Source organism: Streptomyces sp. NPDC102437 (assembly GCF_044765565.1).
In the GTDB taxonomy this organism is placed as follows: Bacteria; Actinomycetota; Actinomycetes; order Streptomycetales; family Streptomycetaceae; genus Streptomyces.
In genome coordinates, this window is record NZ_JBIWKI010000075.1 from 1 (window position 1) to 16095 (window position 16095).

The 16095-nt window shown below is 69.3% G+C and carries 16 protein-coding genes and 1 pseudogene; 3 read left to right on the plus strand and 14 right to left on the minus strand.

Going from position 1 to position 16095, the window contains the following annotated elements; all coding sequences use genetic code 11:
* Positions 1–94: 94 nt before the first annotated feature.
* A pseudogene (locus tag ACIRJP_RS39765) lies at positions 95–607 on the minus strand (IS110 family transposase); the annotation flags it as partial.
* A gap of 348 nt (positions 608–955) precedes the next feature.
* On the opposite strand from ACIRJP_RS39765, the gene cynS reads away from it, so the two are divergent.
* Complete coding sequence (gene cynS / locus ACIRJP_RS39770; RefSeq protein WP_404185671.1) at positions 956–1426, plus strand: cyanase; 471 nt, start codon at positions 956–958, stop codon at positions 1424–1426.
* 193 nt (positions 1427–1619) lie between these two features.
* On the opposite strand, the gene ACIRJP_RS39775 is transcribed toward cynS, so the two are convergent.
* From ACIRJP_RS39775 to ACIRJP_RS39835, 13 genes are all read right to left on the minus strand, one after another.
* Positions 1620–3296: an acetolactate synthase large subunit gene (locus tag ACIRJP_RS39775; protein WP_404185674.1), complete on the minus strand. Its 1677-nt coding sequence runs from the start codon at positions 3294–3296 to the stop codon at positions 1620–1622.
* A gap of 308 nt (positions 3297–3604) precedes the next feature.
* Complete coding sequence (locus tag ACIRJP_RS39780; RefSeq protein WP_404185677.1) at positions 3605–3748, minus strand: hypothetical protein; 144 nt, start codon at positions 3746–3748, stop codon at positions 3605–3607.
* 373 nt (positions 3749–4121) lie between these two features.
* Positions 4122–4589 (minus strand): DUF1348 family protein, encoded by a 468-nt coding sequence (locus tag ACIRJP_RS39785; RefSeq protein ID WP_404185680.1) that lies wholly within the window; start codon positions 4587–4589, stop codon positions 4122–4124.
* 14 nt (positions 4590–4603) lie between these two features.
* The gene (locus ACIRJP_RS39790; RefSeq protein ID WP_404185683.1) at positions 4604–5818 is read right to left on the minus strand and encodes a pyridoxamine 5'-phosphate oxidase family protein; all 1215 of its coding nucleotides are present in this window, start codon (positions 5816–5818) and stop codon (positions 4604–4606) included.
* 18 nt (positions 5819–5836) lie between these two features.
* Positions 5837–6814 carry an MFS transporter gene (locus ACIRJP_RS39795; protein WP_404185716.1) on the minus strand — a complete coding sequence of 326 codons (978 nt, stop codon included), beginning with the start codon at positions 6812–6814 and terminating at the stop codon, positions 5837–5839.
* 426 nt (positions 6815–7240) lie between these two features.
* Positions 7241–7714 carry a DUF1348 family protein gene (locus tag ACIRJP_RS39800; protein WP_404185686.1) on the minus strand — a complete coding sequence of 158 codons (474 nt, stop codon included), beginning with the start codon at positions 7712–7714 and terminating at the stop codon, positions 7241–7243.
* 292 nt (positions 7715–8006) lie between these two features.
* Positions 8007–8213: a transposase gene (locus tag ACIRJP_RS39805; protein WP_404185689.1), complete on the minus strand. Its 207-nt coding sequence runs from the start codon at positions 8211–8213 to the stop codon at positions 8007–8009.
* 211 nt (positions 8214–8424) lie between these two features.
* A complete protein-coding gene (locus ACIRJP_RS39810; RefSeq protein WP_404185692.1) occupies positions 8425–8850 on the minus strand; it encodes a transposase in 426 nt (141 codons plus the stop codon).
* Positions 8851–9153: 303 nt separating this feature from the next.
* A complete protein-coding gene (locus ACIRJP_RS39815) occupies positions 9154–9729 on the minus strand; it encodes a TetR/AcrR family transcriptional regulator (protein WP_404185695.1) in 576 nt (191 codons plus the stop codon).
* A gap of 505 nt (positions 9730–10234) precedes the next feature.
* On the minus strand, positions 10235–10735 hold the full coding sequence (locus tag ACIRJP_RS39820) for a Dps family protein (protein ID WP_404185698.1): 501 nt from the start codon (positions 10733–10735) through the stop codon (positions 10235–10237).
* A gap of 274 nt (positions 10736–11009) precedes the next feature.
* Positions 11010–11849 carry an alpha/beta fold hydrolase gene (locus ACIRJP_RS39825; protein WP_404185701.1) on the minus strand — a complete coding sequence of 280 codons (840 nt, stop codon included), beginning with the start codon at positions 11847–11849 and terminating at the stop codon, positions 11010–11012.
* Between the two features lie 132 nt (positions 11850–11981).
* Positions 11982–12557 carry a TetR/AcrR family transcriptional regulator gene (locus ACIRJP_RS39830; protein ID WP_404185704.1) on the minus strand — a complete coding sequence of 192 codons (576 nt, stop codon included), beginning with the start codon at positions 12555–12557 and terminating at the stop codon, positions 11982–11984.
* A 118-nt stretch (positions 12558–12675) separates the two neighbouring features.
* Positions 12676–13149 (minus strand): DUF1348 family protein, encoded by a 474-nt coding sequence (locus ACIRJP_RS39835; RefSeq protein WP_404185707.1) that lies wholly within the window; start codon positions 13147–13149, stop codon positions 12676–12678.
* Positions 13150–13860: 711 nt separating this feature from the next.
* Between ACIRJP_RS39835 and ACIRJP_RS39840 the strand changes: the two genes are divergently transcribed.
* The gene (locus ACIRJP_RS39840; protein ID WP_404185710.1) at positions 13861–15162 is read left to right on the plus strand and encodes an aminotransferase class I/II-fold pyridoxal phosphate-dependent enzyme; all 1302 of its coding nucleotides are present in this window, start codon (positions 13861–13863) and stop codon (positions 15160–15162) included.
* Positions 15163–15247: 85 nt separating this feature from the next.
* Positions 15248–15967, plus strand: a complete 720-nt coding sequence (locus ACIRJP_RS39845) for a hypothetical protein (RefSeq protein WP_404185713.1) — start codon at positions 15248–15250, stop codon at positions 15965–15967.
* The last annotated feature ends 128 nt before the right edge of the window (positions 15968–16095 follow it).

The window sequence follows — 16095 nt, forward strand, 5'->3', positions numbered from 1 at the left end:
CGCAGGATCCAGCTCCGGCCCCACCTGATCAACGGCTGCCTCACCGCCACCGGTCTGACCCTCGTACCACCGACTCCACCCTGAAAACCTCAGTAGTGACCTCCAGTGCCCGTTCCAGGGCCGGGAACATGGACAGCAGGGTGCCGCGCAGGCGGTTCACGGCGCGGGTTCGGTCCTCGACCAGGTCGGCCCGACGCCCGGTGAGCAGCCGCAGTTCGATTGCGGCTTCGTCGCCGGGACGGATGGGGCGCAGGTCGCGGCGCATCCTGGCCTGGTCGGCGATCACGTAGGCATCGCGGGCGTCGGTCTTGCCTTCGCCGCGGTAGGCATCCGATGCCCGGTTCACCAGCCGGCCGGGGATGTAGAGGACCTCCTGGCCGTGGTTGATCAGCAGGGCCAGCAGCAGCGCGGGCTCTCCGCCAGTCATGTCGATGGCCCAGGTGACCTCCTCACCGTTGGCCAGGTCCAGGACGTCGCCGATCAGCTTCAGCAGCTCCGGCTCGTCGTTAGGCACCCGGCGCGACAGCAGGGTCTTGCCGTCAGCGTTCAAGGCCAGGCCGTGATGGTGGCCCTTGCCGCTGTCGATGCCCGCCCATATCCGGCTCATCGTGCTCCTGACGTTCGTGTTCGTGCTGTTCGTACCACGGACGACCTCGCCGGCATTGCTCTACTCAGCGACAGGTTCGCACTTCCTAATCGGCGGCCGAGTCGTCGTGGGGTGTCGGGCGGCGAAGCGAGCGAAGCCACGAAGCGGCAGCGGCCTGATAGCCACACCCGACACCCCTGGGCGCCCTCACCCTACGAATGGGAGGACCAACCCGGTCACGAAGGTAGAGCGGCCTGAGCTGCCCTGGCCCTTTCGTCCAGGCCGCCGTCCGGCGGCCTGATCCCCTGACCGTATGACTCCGCTGAGCTCGCTGTAGTGCGGGCCGGCATGTTGGAAAGGAGCACCCTCATGGTGCACGCTCAGTTCGACCCTGCCGCCCGGCGGGCCCTGGCCGCTGTGGTTGTCGAGGCCAAGACGCGCAAGGACCTGACCTGGCAGGAGATCGCCGACGCCAGCGGCCTGTCGGTCGCCTTCACCACCGCCGCGCTTCTGGGTCAGCATCCCCTGCCGGAGGCCGCCGCCAGGGCGGTCGCCGAACTGCTGGAACTGGATGAGGACGCGGCCGTACTGCTTCAGGCCATCCCGACCCGGGGATCCATTCCCGGCGGCGTCCCGACCGACCCGACGATCTACCGCTTCTACGAGATCGTCCAGATCTACGGCACCACGCTCAAGGCCCTGGTCCACGAGCAGTTCGGCGACGGCATCATCAGCGCGATTAACTTCAAGCTCGACGTCAAGAAGGTCGCCGACCCCGAGGGCGGCGAGCGCGCGGTGATCACCCTGGACGGCAAGTACCTGCCCACCAAGCCCTTCTGACCCCAGCCGTCCGCCGTGCCGGCGGCCGCTGCCGATAGGGCGCCTGGGTCGGCACGCCGATTCGCTTCGGGCGACCAGGGCCACCATGACAGGGCTCCCCCGCCGCTTCCCACGCCCCCCAGCACGACATGGGGTCGCGGTGAGGCGGCGGGGCCTTGCGCTCACTTGGGCCATGGGATCAGTCAGAACGACGTCAGAGTGCGGCGTCCAGTTGGCCGAGGCGGGCGGTGAGCCTGAGATTTTCGCTGTAGTCGACGGGGCAGGCGATGATGGAGACTCCGGGGTCGTCCAGGGCTGTTCGCAGCGTGGGCAGCAGTTCCTCCGCGTCGGCAATCCGGTATCCCGTGGCTCCGAAGCTCTCCGCGTAGCGGACGATGTCGGGATTGCCGAAGGCGGTGGCGTCGTGTTCGCCCAGCGTCAGGTCCATCTTCCACTCGATGAGCCCGTAGCCGTTGTCCTCCCAGATCAGCACGGTAAGCGGGATGGCTTCGCGGACGGCAGTTTCGATCTCCTGGGAGTGCATGAGGAACGAACCGTCGCCGACCGCGGCCAGCACCTTGACGTCCGGTTCGGCCAGAGCCACGGCGAGCGCTCCGGGCAGTGCGAAACCCATTGCGGACAGGCCGTTGGAGATCAGGCAGGTGTTGGGCGCGTACGTGGGGTACAGCCGCGCCATCCACATCTTCAGGGCGCCGGTGTCGACGAGTACGACATCGTCGCGCCCCAGAGCGGCACGGGTGTCGGCAACGATGCGCTGCGGTGCGAGCGGGTACCGGCCGTCGGCACGTCCGCGATCCAGCTCGGCTTGCACCATTTCGCGGCACCTGGCCGGGGCCGGCCCGCGGAAGCGGTCGGCGACGGCGGCCGACAGCGCGTCCAGGGACTGCGAGATGTCGCCGATGATGCCAAGGTCGATCGAGTAGTGCGCGTCGACCTCAGCGGGGATGCGGTGAACGTGGATGATTTTCTTGTCGCGTTGGGGGTTGATCCGGGCGGGGTCGAACTCCTGCAGTTCATAGCCGACGGCGATGATCAGGTCGGCCGCGTCGAAACCGAAGTTGGTGTAGTCGCGGCGCATGAAGCCGATCGAGCCCATGGAGTTGATGAGGTCGTCAGCAATGACTCCCTTGCCATGGAAGGTGGTTGCCACCGGCAGTCCGAGGGAGCCGGCGAAAGCGGTGAGCGATGTGGCCGCGGCGTTGCGGGCGGCGCCGTGGCCGGCCAGCACGATGGGGTGGCGAGCGTTGTGCAGGAGTGCTGCGGCGCGGGCGATCTGGCCCGGCGACGGTGCCTCGGCGCGCACCACGTAGCGAGGCAGCGGTTGCAGCTCGGCGGCGGCGGGCGCGGCGTCGACGTCCTCGGGTACCGCCAGGTACACCGCGCCGGGCCGCTCGGTTTCGGCGGTCTTAAACGCGCGGCGCAGCATTTCGGGGATCGCCCCGGCGCTGGGGACGCTGGCCGACCACTTGGTGATGGGCGCGAACATGTTGACCAGGTCAACGAACTGGTGGGTTTCCTTGTAGTTGCGGTTGTGGCCGACCTGTGCTGACAGGGCAACCAAGGGGGTGCTGTTGGTCATGGCGTCGGCGACACCGAGCTGAAGGTTGATGGCTCCCGGGCCGAGCGTTGCCGAGACGACCCCTGCCGTACCGGTGACCCGGCCGTACATCTCGGCCATGAACGAGGCGGCCTGTTCGTGGCGGGTCAGGATGTATCGGATGCCGGAGCGTGCCAGGGCGAAGGTCAGGTGAAGGTTCTCCTCGCCGGGAAGGCCGAAGATGACGCGGACACCTTCGTTCTCCAGGCAGCGGACCAGCAGTTCCGCTGCGCTGTGCCGATCTCGGTCTGAGAATTCGCTGGGCCCGGTCATGGCACGCCTTCCTTGCCGGGGTCCATATCCAAGCTACGCCTCCCTCCGGGTCCGGACCCATCGCAGTCGCGTGGGCCACCGCGTCGGCTGGCCGGGGGCACTCCGAGTCCGTCACACCGTGATCACCGGCGCCTAGAGCATGGCGCGCGGGGTGGCCGATGCGAGGACGGCGCTGCCCTGCGTTCTGGTAGCTGTGGACCACCATGCTCGTCAAACCGACTCGGCGGCTTCGTAGTGGTCCTCCTGTCGCACTATCTGACGCTGGAACGGGGCGGCTCGGCATCTTTCGCCGGTTTCGTCACAGCGGTCTACGGCGCCGCCGACACCGTGGCGCGGTCGTCGGTGGCGTGCTCGCGGACCGCCTGGGCAGGCGGGGTGTCCCTGTTGGCCTGGCCGATGGGATCGCCGAACTCGTCGCCGAGGTAGGTACGTTGTGGCACAAGCTGCACCATGGCAGGCTTCCCGTCGCCGCCATACGGACCTGGAATGGGAGCTCATCGAGCGCTGCCTGCAGATCGGCAGGTTCGCCCCTGTACCTCAAGCGGTCACCGCGGCAGTTCGAGGGGTTGCTCTGGCGGTGAAGGACGGCGGCAGTGGCGGGAGATGCCGGGCGAGCTCGGTGCCTGGCCGACCGTCCACAACCGATTCCGGCAATGGAGAGACGCCGACGTCCTCGAAGCCAGCTGGAGGGGCTGATCACTGAGGCCGCGAAGCGGGGTGAGGTGGACTGGTCCCTGGTCACTGGTGCGACGAGGACGGGAAGCCGCCCAGGAGGACCCGCTTCGGTGTGCCAGGCTCACCGGCGTCTTGGGACGTGCGGTGGTTTCAGGCGAGGGGAAGGTCGTGCCCGGGGCCGCGCTCGCTGTCGGGGCGGGGGCCGAAGTAGCGGCGGTCTTCCTCGCTGATGGGCAGGTCGTTGATGCTGGCCTCGCGGCGGCGCAGCAGACCGTTGTCGGCGAACTCCCACAGTTCGTTGCCGTAGGAGCGGAACCACTGGCCTTCGGCGTTGTGCCACTCGTACTGGAAGCGGACGGCCATCCGGTTGCCACGGAAGCCCCACAGGCTCTTGCGCAGAACGTAGTCGAGTTCGTGTTCCCACTTGTTGGAGAGGAACTCGGTGATCTCTTCGCGGCCGGTGACGAGGGCATCGCGGCTACGCCAGGCGGAGTCCTCGGTGCAGGCGAGGGCGACCTGACGCGGGTCGCGGGTGTTCCAGGCGTCTTCGGCGGCTTGGACCTGGGCGAGGGCGCTGTCGATGTCGAACGGAGGGAAGAGCGGGCGGCTGTCGGTCATGGCGGGGCGGTCCTTCATTGTGCGGTGGGCTGGTCGGTCAGCGGCGGGTTGTCGGGGGCTGCGGTAACTGTGTCGGCCTGGAGCGGCAGCAGGCGGCCGGCCACGAGATGGCGGGGGGTGAAGTGGACGCGGCGGCCGGTGCGGTCGTCGTCGCCGGGGATGCCCGTGCGGGTCCATTCCAGGGCGGCCCGACCGGACAGGTGCAGGGTGTGGCCGGTGGTGAAGTCGCAGAAGAGCAGGGCGGCGGTGGGGTCGGTCTCGAGATTGCCGAGGGTGTTGAACATGTTGTTGCCCCGATAGTCGGGCCACCACAGTTGTCCGTCCTCGACGCGGACGAATCCGGGAGGACCGCCGCGGTGTGAGGCGTCGTTGCCGCGGGCGGGGTGGGTGGTGCCGATCAGGAAGGTGTCGGACCGGCGGATCAGGCCGATGTCGCTGGCGGCGAGGGTGTCGGCGCTGCGGACCGGCTCCCCGCGAGGGATACCGGCGGGCGTGGCGTGGAGTTGCCGGCTCTGGATGTACTGGGGGCAGTTGCCGTATGCCTGCTCCACGTCGATGCGCAGGCCGTCGCTCCCGGTGGCTGAGAGGGTGCCGTTGATCCGCAGGCGTCTGCGGGTGGCGTACTCGACCACGATCAGCCCGACCTGCTGGGCCGCCGGGAGATGATGCAGTGGGTCGCCTTCGGCGGGCAGTGCCCGCACGGCGAGGGCTGCCGACGAGGCGACCTGGAGGAACCCGGGCGGGCCGGTGAGCGGGGAGACCCACAGCGTGCCGTCCATAGCGCGGGCGGTGATCGCGGCGAAGGTCCGCTCGGCCAGGAATCGGGCCAAGCCGCCGCGCAGCTGGGCGGGGGCCAGCATGCCGGAGAGCCGTGCCGCGTCCCTGGCTACGCCTGCCTGACGCTGCACGGCCAGCTCGCCCTCGTGGAAGCCCACCGGGGTGCTACGCGCCGGGTCTGTCATCGTTCTTCCTTCCACGGGCGGTCGGGGGTGCCGCCGACCGGCGGGCGAGGGGGCCGCCGGCCTGGCCCCGGTCGGGGGGTGGGGCCGGGCCGGCGGGGCGGGTGCGGGTCGGACCGCGGAGCGCGGCGTGACCACGGGCCAGTCGTTGTCGACCTTGGCGAGGTTGAAGTGGTTCGTCAGGACGTTCAGGGGCAGGGCGCCATCGTCGACACGGCCGTGAGCGCGGGCGATGGCGTAGCTGCCGACGGCGGCGAGCACAGTCGCCACGGTCGCGTCCGCACGCGGTCAGCGCGCCCGTTCGGCGCGGAAGAGGGGGACGGCGAGGGCGGCGGCGAGCAATGCAGTGGCGCCGAAGGCAGTGAGCGCGACGGTGAATCCGGCCGTGAGCAGGGCCTGGAAGGCGAGGCTGCCCAGGCCAAAGCCGGTGAAGAGGGCGAAGACGTTCAGGCCCATGGCCTGGCCGCGGGGGCCGGGCAGGTCGGTGACAATGCCGCCCAGGGGTGGCTGGGTCATGTCGTAGCCGAGCGACAGCGCGGTGATGATCACCACAACGGCGGGGAGGGGTGAGTCGGTGGCCAGCAGCAGCGCGCATGCGGCGGCCAGGGCCACGCCGGTGGGGATGATGCGGGCGCGGCCGTAGCGGTCGGCCAGGTGGCCGATGACTGGGCCGAGCAGAAAGCCGGGGATGCCGTAACCGAGCAGCGCGAGCCCGATGCCGATCGGGCCGAGCGCGAACCGCTGGACCAGATACAGCCCGAGCCAGGTGTAGATGCCGGAGTGCAGCATCGCGTTGAGCAGCACGTAGGCGTAGGTGCGCCGGCCGCGAGCGGTGTGCAGCAGGCGCCGGTAGCCGACGGCGACCGCGGCCAGCGGCGGGAACGTGTCGGGTCGAGGCGTGCTGGGCAGGACGCGGGCGGCCAAGGCCACGGCCAGCAGGAGGGCGCCGCCGACGGCGGCGGCCAGGAACAGGCCGGGCCAGCCGATGGCGGGCTCGGCCAGGGCGCCGGCGCTGGAGCCGACCGCGGTGCCGCCGGCCATGCCGCCGAACAGCCAGCCCAGCGCCTTCCCGCGCCGGGCGTAGGGAAAGACGTCCCCGATCAGGGCCAGAGAGATGGGCACCACGCCGCTGGCGCCGAGCGCGGTGGCCAGCCGCAGGCCGAGGAACGCTGCGGTGCTGTCGGCGAGGGCGGTGGCCGCGGTCAGGACGGCGAAGGCGGCCAATGAGGTGAGGATGATCGCGCGGCGGCCGATGCGGTCGGACAGGCCCCCACACCAGGGTCATCGCCCCGTAGGGCACCAGGTACGCGGGGACGGCCAGGCCGACGGTCTCGGGCGTGGTGTGGAAGGCCCGGGCGAGCTGCGGCAGGATCGGCGCGATCATGAACGCCTGCGCGAAAATCAGAAACGCGGCGGCGGTCAGAAGGGCCAGCAGGCCGCGGTGCTGTGCCGAACCGACCGACGCTTCGGGCTCGGACACGTGGGCGGGAGTCGTGCAGGACACGCGGGTTCCTTCGTATCGATCGGCCCTGCCCGGCCGGGGGCGGACGGGCAGGGCCCGGACCCGGTGGCGCCGGAGGTTTCGGTGGCAGGCAAGGGCTGCACCACGCCGCGTCCGCTCTCCGATCGACGGCCACCCGGCAAGCTCTCAACCGGGTGGCCGGCCGGGATCCACGGCGCGGGGGTGGCCGGTCAGAGGCCGAGGTCGCTCAGGCCGGGGTGGTCGTCGGGGCGGCGTCCGAGGGGCCAGTGGAACTTGCGCTCGGATTCCTTGATGGGGAGTTCGTTGATGCAGGCGTAGCGGTGGTGCATCAGGCCGTTGTCGTCGAACTCCCAGTTCTCGTTGCCGTAGGCGCGGAACCAGTTGCCCGAGTCGTCGCGATATTCGTAGGCGAAGCGCACGGCGATGCGGTTGCCGTCGAAGGCCCACAGTTCCTTGATGAGCCGGTAGTCCAGCTCCCGGTTCCACTTGCGGGTGAGGAAGGCGACGATCTCGTCGTAGCCGGTGGCGAACTCCGCGCGGTTGCGCCAGTAGGAGTCCGGGGTGTAGGCGAGGGCGACCTTTTCCGGGCTGCGGGAGTTCCAGCCGTCTTCCGCCAGGCGGACTTTCTGGATGGCGGTCTCCCGGGTGAACGGCGGGAACGGGGGGCGCGGTTCGTGACTCATGTCGCTTCCTTCGGTTGTACTCGGGCCCACGCAAGGAGGTGGGCGCCCTCGACGGCAACCGCATCGCGGCAGTCGACCGACCAGGCGGAGAACGAACGTTCTCCATGTCCTTCACGATAGTAGAACGTTGGTTCTCGCGCAAGCTGCTCCATTCGATTGCGTGATTCCGATCCGTCCACGATGTCCAGCCCAGCTGTCGTCCTGGGCCTTCACTGAACAAGCCCGGGCCTCGGCCCTGGTTGCCTGGACGGGCACGATCGGCGACTACTACGAGGGGTCCCATACCGGCTCTTCAGAGGTGAACGGTGCGGAGGTGTCCGCGGGCCCAGCGAGCGGTGACGCAGCGTGTCCCAAGCCGATGTTTGCCGGCATTGCGAAAGCCGAACGCCGCGCGGGCGACAAGCTTGATCACACGGTTGACGCCTTCGCTCCTGGCGTTGCTGTCCGGTGCCGATGAATGCGGCGGTCTCGGGCCATCAGCGGTCGACGGTGACGGCAAGCTGCCGCATCGCGGGGATGTCGGAATCCGCGCACCATGTGAGGAACTTCCAGCGGGGTTGGCCGACTTGGTTCCGGTCGGCGCCAGTTCCGGCCAGAGCGAGGAGGCTGCGCAGGTTCTCCTTGGCGAGCCATGTCCTCAGCAGGGTCTGCCCGATTGCCCCTCGCCGAGCGCGTTCCACATCGTCGCGAACTGCTCGTCGGTGAGGTCCTCACGGCTGCGCAGCAGGCGCCGGCGGGCCGACCACTCCCGAGCGGTGGCTGGTCCGCGTCGGCCGCGGACCTCGGCAGTGGTGCGGCGCCGGGCCGCCGAGAGCATGCCGCACCACGTGGAAGCGGTCGATCACGACCCTGGTGTGCGGCAGGCCGGTGCGGATCGCGGCGCGGTAGGTGGCGGACACGTCGATGGCGACGTGTGTGATGCTCTTTCTCCAGGCCAGCGAGGTGGTGGCGAGCCAGCACCTCGGCGACGCTGCGGTCATCGACCTGGCCCAGCAGCCCGCCCGCCCCGAGGGCGTCGATGAAGCCGGTGTGCCACCGATCGCGTGCTCCGCCCGTCTGCCGGTGTCGAGGTCTTCTTCCCAGCGCGGCTTGCCCCGGCGGGTCTCACCGATGCCCAGCACGTCGACCTCGGGCAAAGATGCGTCGACGACCCCACGGGCCTGGTCGCGCAAGGCATGCGTGCGGTCGGCCAGGACAGGTGCAGATCCCGGCGGCCCGGACGACGCTGGAACCCGGCGTCGCGTATCCGGCGTCCGGCCGCGACCCGCAGTCGCATGGTCATCCGCGCCGGCCGGCAGCTGCGGGTCCTGCTCGGTGGACGACCGGCGCGGGCAGGGCCAGGAGCCCCCACCGAGGACCAGCCTCGCGTGCGCCCTGCCCACTGGGCGGCACCCCGCAGGGAACGGAAAGCGGGGCTGTGAGTGAAGGCAACGGCGTGCTCAGGCAGCGGTGACCACGTCTGCGTGAGCGGCCCGCAGCAGGGTGCGGGCGGCGTCCTTGGCGTGACGGGCGGGCTCTGGAGACCCGGAGATGGCCGCTGTGGTCATCGCGCCCTCGGCGAGGAGGACGAGCTGGTCGGTCAGCCACGCGGGCGCGTCCGCGGCGGCCACGAGGTCGGCAAGATATCGCCGGAAGGCATCCTTGTGGGCCTTTGCGATGTCGGCCACGGTCTGGGACGTCGCCCCCAGCTCCCCGAAGGAGTTGATGAAGCCGCAGCCGCGGAACCCCTGCTCGCTGAACCAGAGGAACAGCCAGTCGAAGACCGCCAGAATCCGATGCTCGGGTGAGTCGTAGGTATCCACGTGCTGGGCAAGATCGCGGAGCCACCTTGCGTCCCGCCGCCTCAGGTACGCCTCGACCAGGGTGTCCTTGGAAGGGAAGGTCTGGTACAGGCGCTTGAGGGGCACGCCGGAGGCGGTGCGGATCGCATCCATTCCCACCGACTGAATGCCTCGGCCGTAGAACAGTTCCTCGGCAGCGTCAAGTATCCGCTGCTCAGTCGCCTCGAGTTCCACGTTGATCTCCTCATCTGAGAAAACGACCGTTCTCACACCGTACAGTGCGCCGCCCCGCAAGGTGCATTCCCCGTGCGGACCAGGTCGCCCTCCGACTACCGCCGCGAGCAGAGCCGGGAGGGCTCTGTCTGTCACCGACTGCCCACTGCCCGCTCGATCGAGCGCAAGTCCCGCCCGGGGCGCATCCGCCGACACGGTGGCGATGCGCAGCCGGCGCTGAACGCGCATGATGAAACGCTCTTCGCGGTGACCGCTCACGTGCTGGTCAGCGGGTGTGCGCGGCGGCGCCTGCCTCCGTGCTTCGGGGTGGCCAAGTCCACTGTTCGCCGCCGCTTCCGCAGCTCGTCGCGGGCCGGGGCGGGCGGGAGGCCGGCTGCACGAGGCGGTCCTGCGACGTCCCGACGATGCCCGCCTGCTCGACTCCTCCCGCACTTGCCCGACCCCGTCGGCACGGAGGGCGCGGGCTTACGGTGGCCGGCGCCCTGGGCCGACAAGTCCGCTTCGTCTACAACATCGCTCCGGCTTCGACATGGCCGGCGCTCGGCTGCGCGGAAGTGCTCGGCGCGCGGTTCTCGGCGGAGACCATCCATGCGAGCTGCTCGAGGCGACCGATGAAGCCGTGGAGGAGGTCGGCGGTCGTCGGGTCTTCCTCGTCGACCTGATCGTGGACGTCGCGAATGGTTCCGGTGGCCTGGTGGAGGCGCAGGGCCACCTGGTCGACGGCGTCACGGGTCGTAATCTCGCCCTCGGGGAACCGGTCGAGGCGGCTGGTGGCGGCGACCGTGGAGGATCGCCCGTCCGGGACCGCGTAGAGCGCGCGCATGCGCTCGGCGGTGTCGTCGGCGAACTCGCGAGCAGCGTCGACGATCTCGTCGAGCTGCAGGTGGAGGTCGCGGAAGTTGGTCCCGAGGATGTTCCAGTGGGCCTGCTTTCCCTGTAGGTGCAGGTCGATGAGGTCCACCAGGACGGCCTGGAGGTTCTTCGTGAGGGTGGGCGATGCGTGCATAGTGCCGTTCCTTTCGAGGGTGCGAGTCCAAGGGACCAGTGAGAGGTGCGGAGGGCGGTTCGGTCGCGGAGCCCCCCTGGGTGGGAAGCGGGCGAGCCCGACGGGGCCCCGTGCGTCGTTGGGCGCCGCCCGGCAGGGGACCGTTCACCGGATGCCGACTCCCGCGAACGCGTGGCCTCCACGCGGTCTGCAGAGGGGGACGGCCGAGCCGAGACGTTCACGATCATCGGGCGCTGAGCGGGTGATGATCGTGGACGTCTCGGCTCAAGCGCGGTCAGGGCTGCCGGACGAACGCGAGGATGTCGGGGTTGATGTCGCCGGCGTTGACGGTGAGCATTCCGTGCGACAGACCCTCGTAGATCTTCAAGGTCGCGTTCTGCAGGAGCTCTGCCTGCTTGAGGGCGGCTTCCCGGTACGGGACGACCTGGTCGTCGTCGCCCTGTAGGACGAGCACCGGCACGGTGATGGCCTTGAGGTCTGCGGTCTGGTCGGTTTCCGAGAACGCCTTGATGCCCTCGTAGTGGGCAAGGGCGCTTCCCGTCATCCCCTGGCGCCACCAGTTGTCCACGACCTGCTGCGAAAGCGGGACGCCTTCACGGTTGAACCCGTAGAAGGGGCCGGAGGCCACCGCGTGGAAGAACTCTGCCCGGTTGGCCGCCAGAGCGTCGCGGAAGCCGTCGAAGACCGAGACGGGAACACCGTCGGGGTGCTCGGCGGTCTGCACCATCAGTGGGGGTACCGCCGCGACGAGCACCGCCTTCGCGACGCGGCCCTGGGGCTGGCCGAACTTCGCCACGTACCGCGCGACCTGTCCGCCGCCGGTGGAGTGTCCGATGTGCACAACGTTGCGCAGGTCCAGGTGCTGCACGACAGCGTCGACGTCGCTGGCGTAGTGATCCATGTCGTGACCGGAGCCGATGTCGGAGGAACGCCCGTGTCCGCGACGGTCGCTGGCGATCACGCGGTAGCCGTTGGTGAGGAAGTACAGCATCTGCGCGTCCCAGTCATCCGAGGACAGCGGCCAACCGTGGTGGAACATGATGGGCTGGGCGTCGTGCGGGCCCCAGTCCTTGTAGAAGATCTCGGTGCCATCTTGCGTGGTGACGAACGGCATGTCTTACTCCTTGTCTGTGCCGCCGGGATTTGGCGGCACGCATGGCGTCTTGACGGCTTCGCCGCAACGGTGAGCTGCGCCGGTAGGACGGCAGCGGCGAGGTGTGCCGGCCCGGGGAAGGCGACGGCGTGCTCAGGCAGCGGTGACCACGTCTGCGTGAGCGGCCCGCAGCAGGGTGCGGGCGGCGTCCTTGGCGTGACGGGCGGGCTCTGGAGACCCGGAGATGGCCGCTGTGGTCATCGCGCCCTCGGCGAGGGGAACCAACTGGTCGGTCAGCCACGTGGGCGCGTCCGCGGCGGCCACGAGATCGGCGAGATAGCGCCGGAAGGCATCCTTGTGCGCCTTCGCGATGTCGGCCACGGCCTGGGACGTCGCTCCCAGTTCCCCGAAGGAGTTGATGAAGCCGCAGCCGCGGTAGTCCGGCTCGCTGAACCAGCGGTACAGCCAGTCGAAGACCGCCAGAATCCGCTGCGCAGGTGAGTCGTGGGCATCCACGTACCGAGCCAGATCATGGAGCCACCTCGCGTCCCGCCGCTTCAGGTACGCCTCGACCAGGGCATCCTTTGAAGGGAAGATCTGGTACAGGCGCTTGAGGGGCACACCCGAGGCTGCGCGGATCGCATCCATCCCCACCGACTGGATGCCTCGGCCGTAGAACAGCTCCTCGGCAGCATCGAGGATCCGCTGCTCGGCCGATTCGAGTTCCACTACGATCACCCATTCTCGAAAACGAACGCTCTCACACGGTGCCGCAGGCACGGCCTCACGCGAACCGCTGCGCTGTGGACCAGCGTCCGGCCGGGATCCACGGCGCGGGGGTGGCCGGTCAGAGGCCGAGGTCGCTCAGGCCGGGGTGGTCGTCGGGGCGGCGTCCGAGGGGCCAGTGGAACTTGCGCTCCGACTCCTTGATGGGAAGTTCGTTGATGCAGGCGTAGCGGTGGTGCATCAGGCCGTTGTCGTCGAACTCCCAGTTCTCGTTGCCGTAGGCGCGGAACCAGTTGCCCGAATCGTCGCGGTACTCGTAGGCGAAGCGCACGGCGATGCGGTTGCCGTCGAAGGCCCACAGTTCCTTGATGAGCCGGTAGTCCAGCTCCCGGTTCCACTTGCGGGTGAGGAAGGCGACGATCTCGTCGTAGCCGGTGGCGAACTCCGCGCGGTTGCGCCAGTAAGAGTCCGGGGTGTAGGCGAGGGCGACCTTTTCCGGGTTGCGGGAGTTCCAGCCGTCTTCCGCCAGGCGGACTTTCTGGATGGCGGTCTCCCGGGTGAACGGCGGGAACGGGGGGCGCGGTTCGTGACTCATGTCGCTTCCTCTGGGTCTGTCGGTATCGCCGCCAGCGGGGTGTGAGCTCCGTTGGCGTGGGTGCACTGCGCGAGAACGTACGTTCTCACCGGCAAGCACAACCGTACGGGAACGATGGTTCTCGCGCAAGACCGACACGCCACGACCTGGCCGCCCTCCCTCCTGTCGGGTCATCGCGCGCAGACGCCTCGGCCGGTGGAGCGGTACTTCCGGGGCGAGCCACCGTGAACGGGCTCGCGACGAGGGAGTCGAAGGCCGGGGCCGCGAACTCGCAGCCGCCCTGCACGCCGCCCTGTACGGAAACCTGGCGCCGCTCGCCCGCGCGATGCCCACCACATCCTGACCAGCCGCCTTCAGGACTCCAAGATCATCTCGTGGCGGCTTTTGGGCTCACCCTGAACCCGGGGAAATCCCACCGGGTGCTCAGTAGACGGACAGACGTGCTCTGTTGATCTCCCCACCTCCGATCCGGGAGTGGGGTGTGCATCAGGTCGTGGGTACGCCAACCCCCCCGTGCCGTCGACGAGGTGTTCCCCACCTCCCAGGGCGCCTGAGAGCCGACATGACGTAGCCGCGGTCTGGTCGCCCGGATGAGCGGCTCGCTGGTCCGGCACGGTCGGGAGTTCTTCTTTGGCATAGGACATACTTCTTATGGCCTATGCCAAAGGTTATGGTCGTGGGAGGAGGTGGCGCTCGGTGCAAATCAGCGGGATGACGGCGACAGAGATCGCGAGCAGTGTGCGGGACCTGATCGCGTCGGGTCAGCTGGCGCCGCAGGACCTGCTCCCGCCGGTGCGCAAGCTGGCCGAGGAGCTGGGGGTGAACCGGAACACGGTGGCCTCGGCGTACCGCCAGCTGGTGGCTGCCGGGGAGGCGGAGACCCGCGGCCGCGGCGGGACTGTCGTGAGTGGGGTGCCGCAGCTGGCCAGCGAAGGCGCGTGGTTCGGCGGCCGCCTGATCGATCTGGCCAGCGGCAACCCCGATCCGGAACTGATCCCCGATGCACTGCAGGCGCTCCGGAGCGGTGACTACCGGCCCGCGTTCTACGGCGCACCGTCGGTCGATCCGGACCTCGCCGGCTGCGCGGCCGAACAGTTCGCGCCGGACGTGGCCACGGACGGCTTCCGGATTCTGGTCACGCACGGCGCGGTCGATGCCACGGAGCGGCTGCTGACCGCATATCTCACCCGGGGCGACGCGGTCGCGGTGGAGGATCCGTGTTTCCTGGCCAGTATCGGTACCCTGCGGCTGAACGGCCTGCGCACCGTCGCGGTCCCGGTCGACGAGGCAGGGATGCGGCCGGAGGCCCTGCGGGCGGCGTTGGAGGGCGGGGTACGGGCGGTGGTGTGCACGCCCCGGGCCCACAACCCGACCGGTGTGAGCGTCACCGGCGAGCGCGCCGCCGAACTGCGGTCGGTCCTTGCGGCGCATCCCCAGGTCCTGGTCATCGAGGACGACCACTTCTGGGCCGTCTCCAACGCGCCGTACCACCGGATCACGCCGTCCGAGGTCTTCCGGTGGGCGCTGGTGCGCTCGGTGTCGAAGTTCCTCGGGCCGGATCTTCGGCTCGCGCTCGTCGCGACGGACGAGGAGAGCGCCGAGCGCCTGCAGACGCGGCTGAACACCGGGACGACGTGGGTGAGCCGACTGCTGCAGCACACGGTGTACCGGCTGGTGAGTGATCCGCAGGTGCACGAGCTGACCGCCCGCGCGCGCGACGCCTATGCCGAGCGCAGCGCGTTGCTGTTGGCCGAGCTGGCTGAGCGGGGCATCGGCCGTCCGCCCGGCTACCGGCCGGACGGCCTGAACGTCTGGGTGCCGCTGGGCACGGAGGCCCGCCCCATCGCGGATGCACTGGCACGACGAGGGTGGGCAGTCCAGCCCGGCCACCTCTTCGCAGCCAAGGCCGGCACCAGCCAGGAGATCCGGGTAACCACCTCCACACTCACCACGCAGCAGGCCCGCGAGTTCACCGGCGACCTCGCCGCCGTCCTCCCCGTCCACCCCACCTGACCCGGCCCGGCCATGCCGTCGGCGGCATGAGCTACCGCAGCGCACCGCTCCCATTACACACACAGACCGAAAGGCCAGCACAGTCATGCGTACCCACATCGTCGTCCACGAGGCGTTCGAGGCCCCGGGGGCCTTCGAGGACTGGGCCAGATCCCGGCGCCACTCCCTCAGCTTCTCGCGGGTATACGAGGGGGACGCGCTGCCCGCCTCCGTTCAGGACATAGACCTGCTGATCGTGATGGGCGGCCCCCAGCAGCCCAGCACCACCGTCGAGGAGTGCCCGCACTTCGACGCCGCCGCGGAGAAGGCCCTCATCTCCTCCTGTATCGAGGCGGACAAGGCCGTCATCGGCATCTGCCTCGGCGCCCAGCTCGTCGGTGAGTCCCTCGGCGCCGCCTGGGCGCCCAGCCCGAACACGGAGATCGGATCCTTCCCCGTCACACTCACCGACGCCGGCCGCGAGCACCCCTTCCTCGCCGGCTTCGGGGACTCCTTCCACACCGGCCACTGGCACAACGACATGCCGGGCCTCACCGACCACGCGACCGTGCTGGCCACCAGCGCCGGATGCCCCCGCCAGATCGTCGCCTACAGCCGCTACGTGTACGCCTTCCAGTGCCACATGGAGTTCACCCCCGACTGCATCGAGGCCCTGATCGAGCACAGCGAGAAGGAACTGGCCACGCTCACCGACCGGCCATTCGTCCAGCAGCCCGACCAGCTGCGCGCCAACGACTACACCGAGATGAACGCCAAGCTCATGACGTTCCTCGACAGGCTCGCCGCGGACTACACCGCGCACTGACGGGCGGGCCGCTGAAACAGACCGGTGCTGCTTAGCTTGGCGTTTATGCAACCCCGCTGTTTGTGATGGCTGCCGCGAGGTTTGGTTTGTCCTGTTTTCCGACGGGGTGCTCGCGTGCGCGGTGCTTG